Annotated in this window: 19 protein-coding genes; all 19 read left to right on the top strand. The window is 62.0% G+C overall.

What is annotated here, in order from left to right; genetic code table 11:
• Positions 1–84 precede the first annotated feature (84 nt).
• The 19 genes from pseB (at position 85) to fliG (ending at position 20037) form a co-directional block, all read left to right on the top strand.
• Positions 85–1086, top strand: coding sequence for a UDP-N-acetylglucosamine 4,6-dehydratase (inverting) (pseB, locus tag ABRP30_RS20135; protein ID WP_012315541.1), 1002 nt, complete (start codon positions 85–87; stop codon positions 1084–1086).
• The gene (pseC, locus tag ABRP30_RS20130; RefSeq protein WP_267817735.1) at positions 1083–2264 is read left to right on the top strand and encodes a UDP-4-amino-4,6-dideoxy-N-acetyl-beta-L-altrosamine transaminase; all 1182 of its coding nucleotides are present in this window, start codon (positions 1083–1085) and stop codon (positions 2262–2264) included. Before pseB ends, pseC begins: the two co-directional genes overlap by 4 nt.
• Positions 2257–2982, top strand: a complete 726-nt coding sequence (gene pseF, locus ABRP30_RS20125) for a pseudaminic acid cytidylyltransferase (RefSeq protein ID WP_349976166.1) — start codon at positions 2257–2259, stop codon at positions 2980–2982. The genes pseC and pseF overlap by 8 nt, the downstream gene beginning before the upstream one ends.
• A complete protein-coding gene (gene pseG, locus ABRP30_RS20120; RefSeq protein WP_349976165.1) occupies positions 2979–4454 on the top strand; it encodes a UDP-2,4-diacetamido-2,4,6-trideoxy-beta-L-altropyranose hydrolase in 1476 nt (491 codons plus the stop codon). The genes pseF and pseG overlap by 4 nt, the downstream gene beginning before the upstream one ends.
• A 3-nt stretch (positions 4455–4457) precedes the next feature.
• Positions 4458–5510, top strand: a complete 1053-nt coding sequence (gene pseI, locus ABRP30_RS20115) for a pseudaminic acid synthase (protein ID WP_267817729.1) — start codon at positions 4458–4460, stop codon at positions 5508–5510.
• Between the two features lie 280 nt (positions 5511–5790).
• Positions 5791–6735, top strand: coding sequence for a ketoacyl-ACP synthase III (locus ABRP30_RS20110; RefSeq protein ID WP_119689077.1), 945 nt, complete (start codon positions 5791–5793; stop codon positions 6733–6735).
• 53 nt (positions 6736–6788) lie between these two features.
• Complete coding sequence (locus ABRP30_RS20105; protein ID WP_267817724.1) at positions 6789–8081, top strand: motility associated factor glycosyltransferase family protein; 1293 nt, start codon at positions 6789–6791, stop codon at positions 8079–8081.
• The gene (locus ABRP30_RS20100; protein WP_241804586.1) at positions 8078–8326 is read left to right on the top strand and encodes a hypothetical protein; all 249 of its coding nucleotides are present in this window, start codon (positions 8078–8080) and stop codon (positions 8324–8326) included. The genes ABRP30_RS20105 and ABRP30_RS20100 overlap by 4 nt, the downstream gene beginning before the upstream one ends.
• Positions 8327–8544: 218 nt before the next feature.
• The gene (locus ABRP30_RS20095; protein WP_012315533.1) at positions 8545–9399 is read left to right on the top strand and encodes a flagellin domain-containing protein; all 855 of its coding nucleotides are present in this window, start codon (positions 8545–8547) and stop codon (positions 9397–9399) included.
• A 71-nt stretch (positions 9400–9470) separates the two neighbouring features.
• A complete protein-coding gene (locus ABRP30_RS20090; RefSeq protein ID WP_267817722.1) occupies positions 9471–9824 on the top strand; it encodes a flagellar protein FlaG in 354 nt (117 codons plus the stop codon).
• An 82-nt stretch (positions 9825–9906) separates the two neighbouring features.
• Positions 9907–11322, top strand: coding sequence for a flagellar filament capping protein FliD (fliD, locus tag ABRP30_RS20085; RefSeq protein ID WP_349976163.1), 1416 nt, complete (start codon positions 9907–9909; stop codon positions 11320–11322).
• A 200-nt stretch (positions 11323–11522) separates the two neighbouring features.
• Positions 11523–11918 (top strand): flagellar export chaperone FliS, encoded by a 396-nt coding sequence (fliS, locus tag ABRP30_RS20080; RefSeq protein WP_241804583.1) that lies wholly within the window; start codon positions 11523–11525, stop codon positions 11916–11918.
• 13 nt (positions 11919–11931) lie between these two features.
• Positions 11932–12228 (top strand): flagellar protein FliT, encoded by a 297-nt coding sequence (locus ABRP30_RS20075; protein ID WP_241804582.1) that lies wholly within the window; start codon positions 11932–11934, stop codon positions 12226–12228.
• A 165-nt stretch (positions 12229–12393) separates the two neighbouring features.
• Complete coding sequence (gene fleQ, locus ABRP30_RS20070; protein WP_241804581.1) at positions 12394–13869, top strand: transcriptional regulator FleQ; 1476 nt, start codon at positions 12394–12396, stop codon at positions 13867–13869.
• 240 nt (positions 13870–14109) lie between these two features.
• On the top strand, positions 14110–15327 hold the full coding sequence (locus ABRP30_RS20065; RefSeq protein WP_349976162.1) for an ATP-binding protein: 1218 nt from the start codon (positions 14110–14112) through the stop codon (positions 15325–15327).
• Positions 15327–16703 (top strand): sigma-54 dependent transcriptional regulator, encoded by a 1377-nt coding sequence (locus tag ABRP30_RS20060; RefSeq protein WP_349976173.1) that lies wholly within the window; start codon positions 15327–15329, stop codon positions 16701–16703. Before ABRP30_RS20065 ends, ABRP30_RS20060 begins: the two co-directional genes overlap by 1 nt.
• A 195-nt stretch (positions 16704–16898) precedes the next feature.
• Positions 16899–17231, top strand: coding sequence for a flagellar hook-basal body complex protein FliE (gene fliE, locus ABRP30_RS20055; RefSeq protein ID WP_012315525.1), 333 nt, complete (start codon positions 16899–16901; stop codon positions 17229–17231).
• A gap of 15 nt (positions 17232–17246) precedes the next feature.
• Complete coding sequence (gene fliF / locus ABRP30_RS20050; protein ID WP_241804579.1) at positions 17247–19025, top strand: flagellar basal-body MS-ring/collar protein FliF; 1779 nt, start codon at positions 17247–17249, stop codon at positions 19023–19025.
• Positions 19018–20037: a flagellar motor switch protein FliG gene (gene fliG / locus ABRP30_RS20045; RefSeq protein WP_012315523.1), complete on the top strand. Its 1020-nt coding sequence runs from the start codon at positions 19018–19020 to the stop codon at positions 20035–20037. Before fliF ends, fliG begins: the two co-directional genes overlap by 8 nt.
• The last annotated feature ends 58 nt before the right edge of the window (positions 20038–20095 follow it).

Here is a 20095-nt window from a genome sequence, read left to right as displayed (position 1 = left end):
CAGAAATCTGTACGCTGTGCGCCCTGCCTTACAGTGCAATCGGGCGCCTTCGTCAGCTGACGGCGCCGCCCCTAGGAACCAGGTATGTTCGACGACAAGTCCATTTTCATCTCCGGGGGGACCGGATCGTTCGGGCGCCGCTTCATCGAGCGGTTGCTTGAGCGCTACCGCCCACGGCGCGTCGTGGTGTTCTCCCGCGACGAGTTGAAACAGTATGAGATGCAGCAGCGTTTCAACGCGCCGTGCATGCGCTATTTCCTGGGCGATGTCCGTGATGCCGAGCGCGTGCGCCAGGCCATGCGCGGTATCGACTATGTGGTTCATGCCGCCGCGCTCAAGCATGTGCCCGCGGCCGAGTACAACCCCACCGAATGCATCCGCACCAACGTCAATGGTGCCGAAAACATCATCGCCGCGGCGATCGAGAATGGCGTGCAGAAGGTCGTCGCACTGTCCACCGACAAGGCGGCCAGCCCGATCAACCTGTATGGTGCGACCAAGCTGCTGTCCGACAAGCTGTTCGTGGCCGCCAACAATTTTGCCGGCCAACAGGACACCCGCTTTGCGGTTGTGCGCTATGGCAATGTGGCGGGCTCCCGGGGCTCGGTGGTGCCATTCTTCAAGCGCCTGATCGAGGAGGGTGCCCGCGAGCTCCCCGTCACTGACCCGCGGATGACGCGCTTCTGGATCACCCTCGACCATGGCGTACAGTTCGTGCTCGACAGCTTTGCCCGCATGCACGGGGGGGAAGTGTTCGTGCCCAAGATCCCGTCCATTCGCATCGTCGACCTGGCCCGCGGCATGGCCGGGCACTTGCCGCAGAACGTGGTCGGCATCCGCCCGGGGGAAAAGCTGCACGAACTGATGATCCCACTGGACGATGCGCGGATGACCCTCGAGTTTGGTGATCATTTCACCATCGTTCCGTCGATCCGTTTCAACCATACGGATGTTGATTTTGCGGTCGATTGCGTGGGTGAAACCGGGCGTTGGGTTGCCGAGGATTTCGAGTACCGTTCCGATACCAATCCCGCCTTCCTCACCGTAGACCAGCTGGCAGACCTGCACGCAGGGTTGCCGGCATGATCCCCTATGGTCGGCAGAGCATCGATCAGGCTGATATCGCCGCGGTCGTCGAGGTGCTGCAATCCGACTGGCTGACTCAGGGACCACTGATCGAGCGCTTCGAGCAGGGCATCGCCCAGCGTTGTGGCGCAACGCACGCGGTAGCTGTGTGCAACGCCACTGCGGGGCTGCACCTTGCCTGTCTCGCCGCCGGCCTGGGGAGCGGGGACTGGCTGTGGACCAGCCCCATCAGTTTCGTTGCATCAGCTAACTGCGGGCGCTACTGCGGTGCGGGTGTCGATTTCGTCGACATCGACCCGCACACCTGGACTATCGACGCCCAAGCACTTGCGCTGAAACTTGAGCAGGCCGCCCGGGAAGGTCGCCTGCCCAAGGTGGTAGTCGCCGTGGCCTTTGCCGGGCAAAGCGCCGACATGCGTTCGATCGCGGCGCTAGCCCGGCAGTATGGCTTTACCCTTATCGAGGATGCTGCCCACGCGGTCGGCGCGCGTTACGCGGGTAAGGCGGTCGGCTGTGGCGAATATGCCGACATGACGGTGTTCAGCTTTCACCCGGTAAAGATCATCACCACGGCCGAGGGCGGCATGGTGCTTACCGCGCGTGCGGATCTGGCCCTGCGTTTGCGCAGGCTGCGCAGTCATGGGATCACCCGTGACCCGGGTCAAATGACCGAAGAAAGCCATGGCGCCTGGTACTACCAGCAACTTGAACTGGGCTTCAACTATCGCATCACCGACCTGCAAGCTGCCCTGGGGCTGTCTCAACTGACTCGGCTGGATGCGTTCCTTGCCCGTCGCCGTGAGTTGGCGGCTCGTTATCAGCGCTTGCTGGCGGACCTGCCCGTGAGCGTCCAGGCGCCTCAGCAGGGCGCCGAATCTGCGTGGCATCTGTTCGTGGTGCGCCTTAAGGGCGATCGTCTCCAGGGTTCACACCGGGAGATTTTCGATGGTATGCGGGCTGCAGGAGTTGGGGTCAACCTTCATTACATTCCCATTCATCTGCAACCCTATTACCGCGATCTGGGCTTCAATCCGGGCGATTTTCCGCAGGCTGAAAGTTACTATGCCCAAGCCCTGAGCCTGCCAATGTTCCCAGAGCTGACTGACGCTCAGCAAGATCATGTGATCGACAGTCTGCGTGGGTTGCTGCAGGTTCCGGTGGGCTGCGTCCATGCCTGAGCGAATGGAAATCAGTGTCGCGATCATCCCGGCCCGTGGAGGCAGCAAGCGGATCCTGCGCAAGAACCTCAAGATGTTCGCAGGGCTGCCGATTATTGCCCACTCGATCCGCGTGGCACTGGCCAGTGGCTTGTTCGAACAGGTGGTGGTCAGCACCGACGACCCGGAAATAGAGGCGGTGGCACGGGAATACGGTGCACAGGTGCCGTTCCGTCGGCCGGCGCACCTGGCTGACGATCATGCCACCACCCAGGCCGTGGTCAGCCACGCCCTGCAGGAGCTGGCCAGCCAAGGCCAGGTCCTGACCCATGCCTGTTGCATCTACGCCACTGCGCCTTTCGTGCAGCAGCGTTACTTGCAGCAGGGGTTGGCGTTGTTGCGGCAACACCCTGAGCGCTCTTTCGCTTTTTCGGTGAGCAGCTTCGGTTTCCCGGTCCAGCGGGCGCTATCACTCGATGACCAAGGTGCGCTGGTACCTCTATATCCACAGTATCGTGATACCCGGTCTCAGGACCTGGCGCCGGCCTATCAGGATGCCGGCCAATTTTACTGGGGGCGGGTGCAGGCCTGGCTGCAGAAAGAGGCTCTTCATTCCGAACGGAGCTTGCCAGTGATCATCCCTCGGCATCTGGTTCAGGACATCGACACCGAGGAAGACTGGTTGCGCGCACAGTACCTGTACGCAGCGCTCAGGGCTGGCGGAGAGCTGGCGCCATGAAGGTGCTGGTACGTGCTGATGCCTCTTCATCGATTGGCGTCGGCCACACGGCGCGCTGCCTGACGCTGGGCAAGGCCCTCCGAGAGCTCGGTGCGAAGGTGAGCTTTGCCTGTTGCCTGCTTGACGGTCATCGCCGGGCCGCCATCGAGCAGGAGGGTTTCAAGGTCTTTGCATGGCCGCAGCGCGAGGAAAAACCGGGCATCGAACCCTGGGCTGCGGATGTCGCGGCGCTGCGTGATGTGCTGCCGGCACAGGCCCGATTCGACTGGCTGGTCGTCGATCATTACGCCTTGGACGCCCGCTGGGAGCAGGCAGCCCGGGCGTTCGCCCGGCGCATCGCGGTCATCGATGACCTGGCTGATCGTGATCATGCCGCCGACCTGCTGCTGGATCAGAATTTCAGTGCCAGCGAGGCGCTCTACGCGCCGCGGCTGGCAACGGAGTGCCGGCGCTTGCTGGGGCCGCGCTATGCGCTGGTGGGGCCGGCGTTTCAGGGGGTGGCGATATCGCCGCCCCTGCAGGCAAGAAGGGTGCTGGTGAGTTTCGGTGGCTACGATGTGGCTGGCATGCTGCCCAAGACCTTGCAGGCGCTGTCCGGGCTGGAAGGGTTGCAGGTCACCTGCATCGCTGGGCTCAGGCATCGGCAGGGTGAGTTGCTGGCCCAGTTGTGCAACGCGCGGGCGGGTTGGGAGCTGCATGACTATGTCGACGATCTGCCAATGCGGATGGCTGCGGCAGACTTGTTCATCGGCGCCGGAGGCGGTACTACCTGGGAGCGCGCCGCACTGGGCTTGCCGAGCCTGTGCGTGAGCGTGGCAGACAACCAGCGGGCCAATGCCCAGGCCATGGCTCGGGCGGGCATGCACCTTTACCTGGGTGAGGCTGGGCAGGTCCAGGTGCCTGCGCTGCGCCAGGCGATTGCCTTGTTGCTGATCAATCAGGCACTGCGCCAGAGCTTCGCCGAGCGCAGTCGGGCACTGGTCGATGGCCTGGGGGCGCAGCGGGTGGCGGTGGCCTTGCTGGGGGAAGGGCTTGCGCTACGTCCGGCTCGCAGTGAAGACGCGCGGCTGTTGTTCGACGGGCGCAACGCGCCCGAGGTACGGCGCCGTTCGCAGCAGGCGCGGGAGCTGGACTGGGCGGGGCATCTGGCCTGGCTGGCTGCTACGCTGGCTGATCGGCAGCGTTTGCTGCTGATCGCCGAGACAGCCGACGGGCCGGTGGGCTGTGTTCGCTACGACCGCTTGCCCGGGCAGCGGGCGAAGGTGTCGTTGTATCTCTTCGCGGGGCGTTGCGGGCTGGGTTGGGGCAGAGCGTTGCTCGCCCGTGGCGAGGCCTGCGTGCGTGAGTTCTGGCCGGACCTGCGTGCGATCGAGGCCCAGGTGCTGCCCGACAATCAGGCGTCATTGCAATTATTCGCGGGTGCCGGCTTCGCTCAGTCGCCGTGCTCGTTCGAGCGGGTATTCCAGGAGTAGCCCATGAACAGATTCAACATCGGGCACCGCTGTGTCGGCCCGGACCAGCCACCGCTGGTGATCGCGGAGATGAGTGGCAATCACAACCAGTCGCTGGCCCGGGCACTGGAGATCGTCGAAGCGGCCGCCGCCGCCGGCGCCCATGCGCTGAAGCTGCAGACCTACACTGCCGACACCATGACCCTGGACCTGGCGCATGGTGAGTTTTTCATCGCCGACCCGAACAGCCTCTGGTCTGGCTCATCGTTGTATACGCTGTACGAAAAGGCCCATACCCCCTGGGAGTGGCACCCAGCGATCTTCAAGCGCGCTCGTGAACTGGGCATGCTGGTGTTCTCCACGCCGTTCGACGAAACGTCGGTGGATTTCCTCGAAAGCCTGGATGTGCCGGCCTACAAGATTGCCAGCTTCGAGAACACCGATCTGCCGCTGATACGCAAAGTGGCGGCCACTGGTAAACCTATGATCATTTCCACCGGCATGGCCAGCCTCGCGGAACTCGAACGTACCGTGCGGGTGGCGCGCGAAGGAGGGTGTCGCGACCTGGTGCTGCTCAAGTGCACCAGTACCTACCCGGCCAGCCCGCAGAACAGCAACGTACTGACCATCCCGCACATGCGCGAGCTCTTCGGTTGCCAGGTCGGGTTGTCGGATCACTCCATGGGGGTTGGGGTTGCGGTGGCGGCAGTGGCCCTGGGGGCGACGGTGGTGGAAAAGCACTTCACGCTTGACCGTGCCGATGGCGGCGTGGATGCGGCATTTTCCCTGGAACCCCAGGAAATGGCAGCGCTGGTGCTGGAAACCGAGCGTGCCTGGCAGTCGCTGGGGCGGGTGCACTATGGCGCGACCCAGGCCGAGGAGGCCTCGCGGCGTTTCCGCCGCTCGCTGTATGTAGTGCGTGACATGGCTGCTGGCGAGATCTTCGACCGTAGCAACGTGCGCGCCATCCGCCCAGGTTTGGGGCTGGCGCCAGGCCATCTCGATGCGGTGCTTGGCCGCAAGGCCAGGCAACCACTCAAGCGCGGTACGCCCCTGGACTGGCAACTGCTCGACTGAAAGTTGGCTCCAGCCGGGGCCAGGTTTGCCCTGCATGGCAAACTCGCAAGCGCTATGACGACGTGACGCGGCCAGGCAAAATATGCGATTGTCTTGAAATATTCGTGACCTATCGGTCAGAGCGGGCATCTCTTTCTGTAACCGTTAATGGGGCAGGTGTGCAATTGCCGCCTGCCAGCCTGCCTGTCGCCACTCCACCTGGGCGGCAGATCCCGTTCTTCAGGCGCCGCTCGAGTCATCCGGGCGGTGGTATTGAGCTGTTATTTATTGGGAAGCCATGATGATCGGCATTAAAAGCATCGCGAGCTATGTGCCCGCTTCCGGCCTGGACAACTATGTACAAGGCGCGAAATTCGGCAAGGACGAAGAGTTCATGTTCGGCAAGATCGGCGCAAGCTTCCTGCCGCGCAAGGACGATGAGCAGGAGACTTCCGATCTGTGTGTCGAAGCGGTCAACAACCTGTTCGCCGCTAACCCGCAACTCAAGCGCGAGGCGATCGATGCGCTGATCGTCGTCACCCAGAACGGTGACGAGGAAGGCTTGCCTCACACCGCTGCCATCGTCCAGCACAAACTCGGTCTGCCGACCCATGTCGCGGCCTTCGACATTTCCCTGGGCTGCTCCGGCTACGTCTATGGCATTTACGCGCTCAAAGGCTTCATGGAAGCCGCAGGCCTGAAGAATGGCCTGCTGGTGACGGCTGATCCGTACTCCAAGATCGTCAACACAGAAGACCGCAATACCACCATGTTGTTCGGCGACGCGGCCACTGCCACCTGGATGGGTGAGGGCGCTACCTGGCAACTGGGCAAGGCGAAGTTCGGTACCGATGGTGCTGGTGCGCCGCACCTGAAGGTGACTGATGGCGAGTTCTTCATGAACGGTCGTCAGGTCTTCAACTTCGCTCTGATCAAGGTGCCGGCGCATCTGCATGAGCTGCTGCGCGAGTCAGGGCTGGAGAACAAGGATATCGACGCCTTCTGCATCCATCAGGGCAGTGCGGCGATCGTCGATGCCGTGGCACGACGCTTCGAGGAAGACCCGGAAAAGTCCCAGGCCGACAAGTTCATCAAGGACATGCTGGAGACCGGTAATACCGTGTCATCGAGCGTTCCGCTGCTGTTGCAGAAACACATGTTCGACAGTGCCTGGAAGCGCGTGGCCATTAGCGGCTTCGGTGTCGGCCTGTCGTGGGGCTCGGCGGTTCTCTACAAGGCTGAATAAGCGCTGCCAGTCGGGTACTCTTCGGTGTTTCGCAGGTAAGGGAAGCTCAACCCATGAGCGAGTTTTTCCAGCGTAACGCTGAAGTGCTGCAGGCCCGCTGGCCGGCACTGTACGAGCGCCTGCAAGGCGAGGCGTGTAGTGCGCTCGAGGTCGAGCTGGTGGAGGGGCTGGGGTCTACCCTGAGCGTGTGTGGCATCCAGCTCACAAGTCGTCACGATCGTATTGCCGAGGCTCGCCTGCAGGCCGCGAGCCTGCCTGAAGACAGTTCCACTCTTCATCTCTATGGCAGTGGGCTGGGTGACTTGCAGCGTGTGCTGCTGGAGCGGCCTGGGCTCGTGCGGTTGCAGGTGTACCTGCTCAATGGCGCACTGTTCCAGCTGGTGCTGCAACTGCTGGATCAGTCCGACTGGCTTGCCGACCCGCGCGTCGAACTGGCCTATGCCGGCGACAGCGCGGAAATCGCCTTGCCGTTCTTCGCCTTGCCTTCCGAACGGGTGCTGGCCGATGACTTCAATGCGAAGGTGCGCGACCGTCTGATCAGCGAGGCCCACCTGGCAGACAGCAATCGCGCTTTCGATGTGGCCGACCCGCGCTTGCAGAAGCTGCTCGAAGACAGTTTGCCATTGCTGCGTCTCGACCCCGATGTGGCCACGCTGTTCGGTAGCCAGGCCGGGCGTGACTGCTATGTGATTGCCACCGGGCCAACCTTGGCCGGGCACCTGCCTGCGTTGGCAAGGGTGCGCGCTCAGGCCGAGCGGCCACTGTTCATCTGCGTCGACACCGCTTATATCCCCCTGCTGCGCGCCGGAATCCAGCCTGACATCGTGGTCAGTGTCGACCATAAAATCCGCCTCCATCACTTGCCGCCGCAAGACTCGGCTGCGACCACTCTGGTCTACATGCCGATGCTGGACGTCGAGCTGCTCGGTAATTGGCGTGGGCCACGCTACACAGCCTATTCCGGCAGTGCGCTGTATGCACAGGTGCGCCAAGCCATACCGCGCGCCGAGTTGTTCGTTGGGGGAAGCGTGATTCACCCTGCTACGGACCTGGCTGTGAAGATGGGGGCCGTGCGCATTACGTTTTTCGGCGCTGATTTCGCCTTCCCGGGTGGTCGCACCCACACAGGCTGGGACGATGGCGTACTCGGCCCGGCGATTGCGGCGGCGCAGCACTGGGTGCTGGATGGCCATGGCCAGCGGGCGCGTACCCAGCTCAATTTCCGCAGTTACCTGATCGAGCTTGAGCGGTTCATTGCGCGCCATCCCCAGGTGCGGTTCCACAACACCAGTCGTGCCGGCGCGCACATCGCCGGCACCACTTTCGATCCGGAGTTCTGTTCATGAATGCTGCCGATCAAGGGCGCGCGGCCCGCGAATGCGCCGCGCTGTTACGCCTTGGGCGGGATGTGGAGGCGGCGTTGCGTATGGTCGAGCTGTTCGATGAGGTATTGCCGCAGGTCGATCCAAAAGCGGGGGCGGTGGTCATGCAGGCCATGCTCGATGCCCAGCAGCGCCAGGACTGGCTGGCGCTGGCCGATTACCTCGAATATGAGCTGCTGCATCTGATCGAGCAGGCGGCGTCGCGCTGAAATGTGATCTGTATCACACTCTGTGGTTGGCGAAAATATCGCACGGCAGGGCTGCAAAGCCCGGTTTGTAAGGGGGTGGCGTGGTGATGGCATTTTTTTTTGGAAAAGCCCTAAAGCAACTTGCAAACCCGACGATAACCATTACGAAGGTTCTCTAGGCCACACCCGGCGGACGCCAGGGCCGGAAGCCGCAGTATCCATCCAACGAGGAATTCGTCATGGCTTTAACCGTAAACACCAACACCACTTCGCTGGGCGTGCAGAAGAACCTGAACAAAGCTTCCGACGCGCTGAGCACTTCGATGACTCGCCTGTCTTCCGGCCTGCGTATCAACAGCGCTAAAGACGATGCTGCTGGTCAGCAGATCGCCAACAAGCTGCAGACCATGGTTACCGGTACCACCGTTGCCATCAAGAACGCCAACGACGGTAACTCGATCACCCAGACCGCTGAAGGCGCGCTGTCGGAAATCACCAACATCCTGCAGCGTATGCGTGAACTGGCTCTGCAGGCACGTAACGACTCCAACGGCACCACTGAACGCGCTGCTCTGAACAAAGAATTCGCGGCCAAGTCCGACGAGATCACTCGTATCGCGACCTCCACCACCTTCGGTACCAGCAAGCAACTGCTGAACGGCACCGCTGGCACCATGGAGTTCCAGGTTGGCGCGATGACTGGTACCAGCCAGATCCTGAGCGTTTCGATGACTTCCTCGTTCGCTGCTTCGACCCTGGCTGTCGGCACTGGCACCCTGGCGATCTCGGGTACTTCCGACTCCGCCGTTCACACCTCCGTCGACGCCGCCATTACCGCGATCGACGCTGCTCTGCAGACCGTTGACACCAAGAAGTCGGACCTGGGTGCTATCCAGAACCGCTTCCAGTCGACCATCAACAACCTGCAAAGCATGAACGAAAACTCGGCTGCCGCCATGGGCCGAGTTCAGGACACCGACTTCGCCGCAGAAACCGCTCAGCTGACCAAGCAGCAGACCCTGCAGCAAGCTTCGACCTCTGTTCTGGCTCAGGCTAACCAGCTGCCATCCGCCGTACTGAAACTGCTTCAGTAATAGCGCGATGAAGTTTGGCGAGGGAGTGCTCATGCGCTCTCTCGCTTTTTACTTTTTAAAGGTGATGTGCGATGGACATAAGCGTCAAGTCAAGCCCGTCGTATCCGGTGTCGTCGCTGGTTGGCAACACCGAGCACAATACAGCTGCTGACAAGGTTTCAGGTCAGTTGCGCAAGACATTGCAGCAAGACGCTCCCAAGAGCGAGGCCGAGTTACATTCGGCCGTCAAGGAAATTCAAGATTTTGTCCAGTCGTTGCAGCGCAACCTGGAATTTTCGGTGGATGATTCCACCGGAAGGTGGGTCGTCAAGGTCGTTGCCCGCGATAGCGGTGAGGTGATCCGTCAGATCCCGTCGGAAACAGCGCTCGAACTGGCCCGAAGCCTGCAAGATTTCAACAGTCTGCTCTTCGATGAGAAAGCCTGAAAGCTGGTCGGTCAGTTGAATTGTTACGCCGGCGCTGATGAGGCAACTCTGCGTTTGGGCGTTAACCAGTAAGGAGGATGTAATGGCAAGTCCAATTCTACCGAGTTTGGGGCTGGGTTCCGGTCTCGATACCTCGGCCATTGTGAAGGCCCTGGTTGATGCCGAAAAGACTCCCAAGCAGAGCCAGCTCGACCGCCGCACGTCGGCGAACACCGCATCGATTTCGGCGGTGGGTAGCCTCAAAAGTGCGTTGACCGCCTACAAGACGGCGCTGGAGAAGCTTAACGACAGTGCCAACCCTGCGTTTCTCGGGTCCACGGCAGCCTCCTCCAACGACAAGTACGTCAAGGCCACGGCAGGCAGTGCGGCAGTCAACGGCAGCTATTCGATCCAGGTTACCCAGCTGGCCACGGCGTCGCGCGTAGCCAGTCAGCGTTTCACCGACAGCAGCTCGGTTGTTTCCGCCAGTGGTGGCACGTTGACCATCACCCAGAATAGCGTCGACTTCGATGTGACCATTCCGGCCAATGCTACGCTGCAGCAGGCGCGTGATGCGATCAACGCCCAGGCGAGCGGCAAGGGCTTCACCGCCAACATCGTTAACGACGGTACCGGTTCGCGGTTGGTGTTGAGCTCCGAAACCATGGGTGAAGGTTCGGACATCTCTACTTCGGGGGTCGCTGACCTGACCATCGACCCAGCAACGCAGATGGCCGATGCGGGCGGTGCTGGCCGTATCGGCGAACTCGCAAAAGATGCCGAGTTCGATATCGATGGCATGAAGCTCACCAGCAAATCGAACAAGGTCGATAACGCGATCAGTGGCATGACGTTCGAACTGCTGTCCAAGACCGAAACGCTCAGCCCGGTCAGCGTCACCGTGGCTGCCAACACTGAGGGCCTGAAAAAGTCGGTGCAGTCGTTCGTCGATGCCTATAACGCGTTGGTGAATACGATAAACAGTGTGAGTGTGTCGACCAAGGCGGCAGACGGCAGCTGGAACACTCCGGCTCTGTCGGGTGACCCGGCAGTGCGCAGCATGCTGTCGGCCATGCGTAATGAGCTGGTGGTCTCCGGTACCGGTGGTTCGGGGCAATTGACGGTACTTTCGCAGTTGGGGATCAATACCGCTCAGAGTAGCGGCCTGCTGGAGTTCGACAGCACCAAGTTCACCAAGGCGATCAATGATCAGAAGCTTGGTGGCGAGGTGCAGAATCTGTTCAATGGCGACGGCGGCTTGCTCGATCGCATGGTCAAGACCATGGAGCCGTTCTCCGCGTCTGGTGGTGTGCTGGATGAGCGCAACAAGTCGCTTGAGGTTGCCAAGAAAAGCCTGACCATGGAGCAGAGCTCTTTGGATGCCCGCATCAAGGACCTGGAGGCGTCATTGACCAAGAAGTACAACACCATGGACACCTTGGTCGGGCAACTCAATGCTCAGCGCGACAGTGTCGTTTCCATCTTTGAAGCGATGGCAGCACAGCAGAAGAACTCCTGATCGGCCATGGGCTACATGGCAGGTCTGCGGCATCACGCTGTGCGATGCCGCGCCCGTGCTACGATTTACGCAAGACAAACAAACGCCAAAAGCCCGACGAGGCGTGACGCTCAGTCGGGCATTTTTGTATTCTTCCTAAAGTTTTTTGACGCCGCGCCGATAGCCCGGTCATACAGCAACCCTGCGGTGACGAGGTACCCATGAATCCAATGTTAGCCCTTCGGCAGTACCAGAAGATTGGCGCCCAGGCGCAGACCTCCGAAGCGAGCCCGCATCGCCTGGTGCAGATGCTGATGGAAGGTGGTCTGGACCGTATTGCCCAGGCCAGCGGCGCGATGCAGCGCAAGGATATCGCCGGCAAAGGCATCGCGATCGGCAAGGCTATTGGCATCATTGGTGGCCTGCGCGAAGGTTTGGATCGTGACAACATGACCGACGAGCTCATTCGTCTCGATGGTCTCTACCTGTATATGACTCGCCGTCTGAGTGAGGCCAATATCCAGAATGATCCGGCGATTCTGGATGAGGTCAGGGACTTGCTGAGCACTGTCAAGGAAGGCTGGGACGCGATCGCTCCGCAGTCGATGGTTCCCTGACCCGGGAGGTTTCATGAGTAAGGTGATCGAGGGTATCGAGCGGACCCGTAGCGCGTTGCTTGCTGCGTTGGCCAGTCGTGACTGGGAAGCGGTAGGGGAGCTTGACCTGAAGTGTCGTCTTTGTATCGAGGAGGTTCTGGCCGAAGCGCTCAGCAATGAAGACGCGGTACGCTCAAGTCTTGAGGGCCTACTGGCGGTCTACGGGCAGTTAATTGATGTTGCAAGCGGTGAACGTCAATCTATAGTCGATGAGATGACGCAAATCCGTCAGGCGAAAAGTGCCGCCAAGGTATACCATCTGTTCACTTGACCACAGATGTCCTAAAAGCCGTGCGCCATTAATTTGACTGCATACTTTTTTTTGACTTTACTAGTGGCTGTTTTCGAATTTCAGACGTCCGAACACTGACCATTCAGTCTGAATGATGTCGCGCACGCCTTCGGGCGCCGATATGACTAGGGAAGTTGCTATTGCATGTGGCGTGAAACCAAGATTCTCCTGATCGATGACGACAGCGCCCGCCGCCGCGATCTGGCGGTGGTCCTGAACTTTCTCGGCGAAGAAAACCTGCCCTGCTCCAGCCAGGATTGGCAGCAGGTGGTGGGGGCGTTGTCTTCCAGTCGTGAAGTGCTCTGCGTGCTCATCGGAACCGTGAATGCTCCAGGCAATGTGCTTGGGTTGCTTAAGACAGTGGCCGGGTGGGATGAGTTCCTTCCGGTGTTGCTGATCGGCGAAATTTCTTCTGCGGAGTTCCCGGAAGAGCTTCGTCGACGCGTGCTGTCCAACCTTGAGATGCCGCCCAGCTACAGCCAGCTGCTCGACTCCCTGCACCGGGCCCAGGTTTATCGCGAGATGTACGACCAGGCCCGTGAGCGCGGCCGTCAGCGCGAGCCTAACCTGTTCCGTAGCCTGGTTGGCACCAGCCGCGCCATCCAGCATGTTCGGCAGATGATGCAGCAGGTCGCCGACACCGACGCCAGCGTACTTATTCTTGGTGAGTCCGGTACTGGCAAGGAAGTGGTCGCGCGCAACCTGCATTACCACTCCAAGCGCCGCGAAGCGCCGTTCGTGCCGGTCAATTGCGGGGCGATCCCGGCCGAGTTGCTGGAGAGCGAACTGTTCGGCCACGAGAAGGGTGCGTTCACGGGCGCCATCACCAGCCGTGCCGGGCGTTTCGAGCTGGCCAATGGCGGCACGCTGTTCCTCGACGAGATCGGCGACATGCCGTTGCCGATGCAGGTCAAGCTGCTGCGTGTGCTGCAGGAGCGTACCTTCGAGCGGGTTGGCAGCAACAAGACCCAGAGCATCGATGTGCGCATCATCGCAGCGACCCACAAGAACCTTGAGACCATGATCGAGGGTGGGACCTTCCGTGAAGACCTGTACTACCGCCTCAACGTGTTCCCGATCGAGATGGCGCCGTTGCGTGAGCGTGTGGAAGACATTCCGCTGCTGATGAACGAGCTGATTTCGCGTATGGAGCATGAGAAGCGTGGCTCGATACGTTTCAACTCTGCTTCGATCATGTCGCTGTGCCGGCATGGTTGGCCGGGTAACGTCCGCGAGCTGGCCAACCTGGTCGAGCGCATGGCGATCATGCACCCGTACGGGGTGATTGGTGTGTCGGAGCTGCCGAAGAAATTCCGCTACGTCGACGATGAAGACGAGCAGTTGGTCGACAGCCTGCGCAGTGACCTGGAAGAGCGCGTGGCTATCAACGGCCATGCGCCGAGCTTTGCCAGCCATGCCATGCTGCCGCCTGAGGGGCTGGACCTCAAGGATTACCTGGGCAGCCTGGAGCAGGGGCTGATCCAGCAGGCGCTGGACGATGCCAACGGTATCGTGGCGCGGGCGGCTGAACGTTTGCGTATTCGCCGCACCACCCTGGTGGAGAAGATGCGCAAGTACGGCATGAGTCGCCAGGGCGGTGAGGAACAGGCGGAAGATTGACTTCGCCTGTACCGCCCATATCGCCGGCAAGCCGGCTCCCACATGGATGTGCGCCGGCTTTAAGAAATTTTGCTTGCACAGGTAAAGCGCAGGCCTTCAGAGCAGCGCGGTCGTGGTGGGAGCCGGCTTGCCGGCGATAGGGCCCGAGCAGGCAGCACAAACCCCCAGCCCCGGCACGGCTATTGCTACACCGCTGGCATCACACCGTTTTTATGACGGTCAGCCACGCGAGAGAGCACGATGCCCCAGGCCGCCCACTTTTCCCGAGTCCCTGATCCGCAGGGGCCTACCCCCGTCGAACAGGAGAGTCGACAGGGGCTGGAGCAGGCGTTCGCCCTGTTCGACCAAGTCTCCACCCAGCTCAACCAGTCCTACAGCATGCTCGAGGCCCGCGTCAGTGAGCTCAAGGGTGAACTGGCGGTAGTCGGCGCCCAGCGCATGGCCGAGCTGAACGAGAAAGAGCGCCTGGCCAATCGCTTGCAGAACCTGCTGGCCCTGCTGCCTGGCGGGGTGATCGTCATCGATGACCAAGGCCTGGTGCGCGAAGCCAATCCGGCGGCCTGCGAACTGTTGGGTGAGCCCTTGCTCGGCCAGTTATGGCGCCAGGTGATCGCCCGCAGCTTCGCCCCGCGCAAGGATGACGGGCATGAGGTGTCCCTGCGCGATGGCCGCCGTTTGTCCATTGCCACGCGTTCGCTGGATGCCGAGCCAGGGCAGTTGGTGCTGCTCAATGACCTGACCGAAACCCGTCGCCTGCAGGACCAGTTGGCACGCCATGAGCGCCTGTCGTCATTGGGGCGCATGGTCGCTTCGCTGGCCCATCAGATACGCACACCGCTGTCGGCAGCCATGCTCTATGCCAGCCACCTGGCCGAAGACGAGCGTGAGCTTGCGCCAGAGACCCGCCGGCGTTTCGCCGGCAGCCTCAGGGAGCGTCTGTACGAACTGGAACACCAGGTGCGCGACATGCTGGTGTTCGCCCGGGGCGAGCTGCCACTGGGTGACCGGGTGAGCCCAAAGGGCCTGTTCCAGGCCTTGCAGCAAGCCGCCCAGCCTCATGTCCAGGGCCATGCCGTGCGTTGGCAGTGCGACAGCCACTTGGGTGAGTTGCTGTGCAATCGCGACACCCTGGTCGGCGCCATCCTCAACCTGATCGAGAATGCTCTGCAGGCCAGCGTTGGCGCTGCGCGGCTCAAAGTGCACCTGTATCGGCGCGACCACACCCTGCACCTGTGCATCAGTGATGCCGGCAGCGGCATCGATGCCGAGCTCCTGGGGCGGCTCGGTGAGCCGTTCCTCACGACCAAGGCTACCGGCACCGGGCTCGGCTTGGCCGTGGTCATGGCCGTGGTGCGGGCGCACCACGGTAAGTTGCAGCTGCGCTCCAGGGTCGGGCGCGGCACCTGTGTGAGGGTGGAGTTGCCATTGATCGGCGGGCAGCCTGCGGAGGTCGCATGATGCTCATCAAGGTGTTGTTGGTCGAGGATGACCGGGTACTGCGCCAAGCGCTTGGCGATACCCTGGAGATCGGCGGTTTTGCCTATCGCGCTGTGGGCAGCGCTGAAGAAGCGTTGGAGGCGGTGCAAAGCGACGGCTACAGCCTGGTCATCAGTGACGTGAACATGCCGGGCATGGATGGGCATCAGTTGCTGGCGCACCTGCGCCGCCAGCAGCCGCAATTGCCCGTGCTGCTGATGACTGCTCACGCTGCCGTGGAGCGCGCTGTCGAGGCGATGCGCCAGGGCGCTGTGGATTACCTGGTCAAACCCTTCGAGCCTAAGGCGCTGCTGAGCCTGGTCGAGCGTCACGCCGCCGGGCGCCTGAGTGCGGCCGAGGACGATGGGCCGGTGGCCTGCGAAGCTGCCAGCCGTCAACTGCTGGAGCTTGCCGCGCGTGTGGCGCGCAGCGATTCGACCGTCCTCATCTCGGGTGAATCGGGCACGGGCAAGGAAGTGCTTGCGCGGTACATTCACCAGCAGTCGCCGCGTGCGGCGCAGCCATTTGTCGCGATCAACTGCGCGGCCATCCCGGACAACATGCTCGAGGCCACTCTGTTCGGCCACGAGAAAGGCGCTTTCACCGGCGCCATTGCCGCGCAGGCCGGCAAATTCGAGCAGGCTGAGGGCGGCACGCTGCTGCTCGATGAGATTTCTGAAATGCCTCTGGGCCTGCAGGCCAAGCTGTTGCGTGTGTTGCAGGAGCGTGAGGTTGAGCGGGTAGGGGGGCGCAAGCCGATTACCCTGAACATCCGCGTGCTGGCAACCAGCAACCGCGACATGGCCGGTGAAGTGGCGGCCGGGCGTTTCCGTGAGGACTTGTTCTACCGCCTGTCGGTGTTCCCGTTGGCCTGGCAGCCGTTGCGCGAACGTGCTGGCGACATCCTGCCCTTGGCCGAGCGCCTGCTGGCGCGGCACGTGGCGAAGATGAAGCATGCGCCGGTGCGTCTGTCGGCGGCGGCGAAGGCCTGCCTGCAGGCCCATGCCTGGCCGGGCAATGTGCGTGAGCTGGACAACGCGTTGCAGCGGGCGCTGATCCTGCAGCAGGGTGGGGTGATCGAAGCGGCGGATTTTTGTCTGGCCGGCGCCATTCCCTTGTCGGCGGTTGCACCCGCCACGCCGCTGCCCGTCGCGGTCGAGCCGGCAGCTGATGCCGGTGGCCTGGGCGATGACATGCGCCGCCACGAGTTCCAGATGATCATCGACACCTTGCGCGCCGAGCGCGGTCGCCGCAAGGAGGCTGCCGAGCGGCTCGGCATCAGCCCACGTACCTTGCGCTACAAGCTTGCGCAAATGCGCGATGCCGGACTGGACGTGGAAGCCAGCCTTTTTGGGTGAGCTGCGCCGAGCTGCAAGCTACAAGCTACAAGCTACAAGCTACAAGCTACAAGCAAGAGCGCCGCAGTCCAGCTTGAAGCTTGAAGCTTGAAGCTTGCAGCTTGCAGCTTCCAGCTAGCTGGCACTGTTGTTGCTTTAGAAGGGCTATCCGCCGCATGAGTGTCAAAAAAATGCGGCAGCCGGAGAGAGAAGTTCATGAGCCAAGGTGTTGAATTCAATCGTCTGATGCTGGACATGCGTGCCATGCAGGCCGATGCCATGTCGCTGCCCAAAGCCACCGCCGCGCCCGAATTGGCAGAAGGCCAGAGCAGCTTCGCCGACATGCTCGGCCAAGCCATCGGCAAAGTGCACCAGACCCAGCAGGCGTCGACCCAGCTCGCCAATGCGTTCGAGATCGGCAAGAGCGGCGTCGACCTGACTGACGTGATGATCGCTTCGCAGAAAGCCAGCGTTTCCATGCAAGCGCTGACCCAGGTACGCAACAAGCTGGTCCAGGCGTACCAGGACATCATGCAGATGCCGGTTTGAGGACGGAAGTAAGTCATGGCTGAAGCAGTCGTCGATAACGTCCCCGCCAAAAGCGGCCCGCCAGCGTCCAAGCCGCCGCTGTTCGGCATGGCGTTTCTGGAAAACATCTCGCAGATGCCCATGCTGCGTCAGATCGGCCTGCTGGTCGGGTTGGCGGCGAGCGTGGCGATCGGCTTCGCCGTGGTGCTGTGGTCGCAGCAGCCCGATTACCGGCCGCTGTACGGCAGCCTTGCCGGTATGGACACCAAGCAGGTCATGGATACCCTGGCCGCTGCAGACATCCCCTACAACGTCGAGCCCAATTCCGGTGCTCTGCTGGTCAAGGCCGACGACCTCTCCCGTGCGCGCCTGAAACTGGCAGCCGCAGGCGTTGCGCCTAGCGACGGCAATGTCGGCTTCGAACTGCTCGACAAAGAGCAGGGCCTGGGTACCAGCCAGTTCATGGAAGCGACTCGCTACCGCCGCAGCCTGGAAGGCGAGCTGGCCCGTACGGTCTCCAGCCTGAACAACGTCAAGGCCGCACGCGTGCACCTGGCGATCCCGAAAAGCTCGGTGTTCGTGCGCGATGAGCGCAAGCCCAGCGCCTCGGTCCTGGTCGAACTGTACCCCGGCCGCTCCCTGGAAGCCGGCCAGGTGATGGCGATCGTCAACCTGGTCGCCACCAGCGTGCCCGAGCTGGACAAGTCGCAGGTCACCGTGGTCGACCAGAAGGGCAACCTGCTCTCCGACCAGCTGCAGGACACTGCATTGACCATGGCTGGCAAGCAGTTCGACTACAGCCGCCGCATGGAAGGCATGCTCACCCAACGTGTGCACAACATCCTGCAACCGGTACTGGGCAACGACCGCTACAAGGCCGAGGTGTCTGCCGATCTTGACTTCAGTGCAGTGGAATCTACGTCCGAGCAGTTCAACCCGGACCAGCCGGCGCTGCGCAGCGAGCAGTCGGTCAACGAGCAGCGTGCCAGCAGCTCGGGGCCGCAAGGTGTGCCTGGCGCGCTGAGCAACCAACCGCCGGCAGGTGCAGCAGCGCCTGAAAACGCCACCGCCGCAGCCCCTGCCGCCGGTGCGGTCCAGCCTGGCCAGCCGCTGGTGGATGCCAACGGCCAGCAGATCATGGACCCGGCCACCGGCCAGCCAATGCTCGCGCCATACCCGGCCGACAAGCGTCTGCAAACCACCAAGAACTTCGAGCTGGACCGCTCGATCAGCCACACCCGCCAGCAGCAGGGTCGCCTGACCCGCCTGTCGGTGGCGGTAGTGGTCGATGACCAGGTCAAGGTCGACGCCGCCGGCGAGACCACCCGCGCGCCGTGGGGCGCCGAGGACCTGGCGCGCTTCACCCGCCTGGTGCAGGACGCCGTGGGCTTCGATGCCAGCCGTGGCGACAGCGTCACGGTGATCAATGTGCCGTTCGCTGCCGACCGCGGCGAAGAAATCGCCGACATTGCGTTCTATCAACAGCCGTGGTTCTGGGACATCGTCAAGCAAGTGTTGGGCGTGGTGTTCATTCTGGTACTGGTGTTCGGCGTGCTGCGCCCGGTACTCAACAACATCACAGGCGGCGGCAAGCAGGCTGCTGCAACGGACAGCGACATGGAGCTGGGCGGCATGATCGGTCTGGATGGCGAACTGGCCAACGACCGCGTCAGCCTGGGTGGCCCGACAAGCATTCTGTTGCCAAGCCCGAGCGAGGGTTACGAGGCACAGCTCAACGCAATCAAAGGCCTGGTGGCCGAAGACCCGGGCCGTGTCGCCCAGGTCGTGAAAGAGTGGATCAACGCCGATGAGTGATAACCGAGCCGTTACCGCCAAGCTGAGCCGCACCGACAAAGCGGCAATCCTTTTGCTCTCGCTGGGTGAAACCGATGCCGCCCAGGTGCTGCGGCACATGGGCCCCAAAGAAGTCCAGCGGGTCGGTGTGGCCATGGCTCAGATGGGCAACGTGCACCGCGAGCAGGTCCAGCAGGTGATGAGCGAGTTCGTCGAGATCGTCGGCGACCAGACCAGCCTGGGCGTAGGGTCCGACGGTTATATCCGCAAGATGCTCAACCAGGCCCTGGGCGAGGACAAGGCCAACGGCCTGATCGACCGCATCCTGCTGGGCGGCAATACCAGCGGCCTGGACAGCCTCAAGTGGATGGAGCCGCGGGCGGTGGCGGATGTGATCCGCTTCGAGCACCCGCAGATCCAGGCCATCGTGGTCGCCTACCTCGACCCTGATCAGGCTGGCGAAGTGCTGAGCAACTTCGACCACAAGGTGCGCCTGGACATCATCCTGCGCGTGTCCTCGCTCAACACCGTTCAGCCAGCGGCGCTCAAGGAACTGAACCAGATTCTCGAGAAGCAGTTCTCGGGTAATTCCAATGCCGCACGCACCACCCTGGGTGGCATCAAGCGCGCCGCCGACATCATGAACTTCCTCGACAGCTCCGTGGAAGGTGCGCTGATGGACTCGATCCGCGAGGTCGACAACGACCTGTCGGAGCAGATCGAAGACCTGATGTTCGTCTTCAACAACCTGGCCGATGTCGATGATCGCGGCATCCAGGCGCTGCTGCGCGAAGTGTCCTCCGATGTGCTGGTGGTGTCGCTCAAGGGCGCCGACGAGCGGGTCAAGGACAAGATTTTCAAGAACATGTCCAAGCGTGCTTCGGAGCTGCTGCGCGACGACCTCGAGGCCAAGGGCCCGGTGCGCGTCAGCGACGTGGAAACGGCGCAGAAGGAAATCCTCACCATTGCCCGACGCATGGCCGAGGCCGGCGAGATCGTGCTCGGCGGCAAGGGCGCCGAGGAAATGATTTAAGCGGCAAGCCACACGCTGCAAGCGGCAAGGGAAAGCCAGACGCTGCACAGCCTGCTTC

It is taken from the genome of Pseudomonas sp. WHRI 8519 (genome assembly GCF_040224055.2).
In the GTDB taxonomy this organism is placed as follows: Bacteria; Pseudomonadota; Gammaproteobacteria; order Pseudomonadales; family Pseudomonadaceae; genus Aquipseudomonas; species Aquipseudomonas putida_X.
This window is presented reverse-complemented; position numbering and strand designations above follow the sequence as displayed.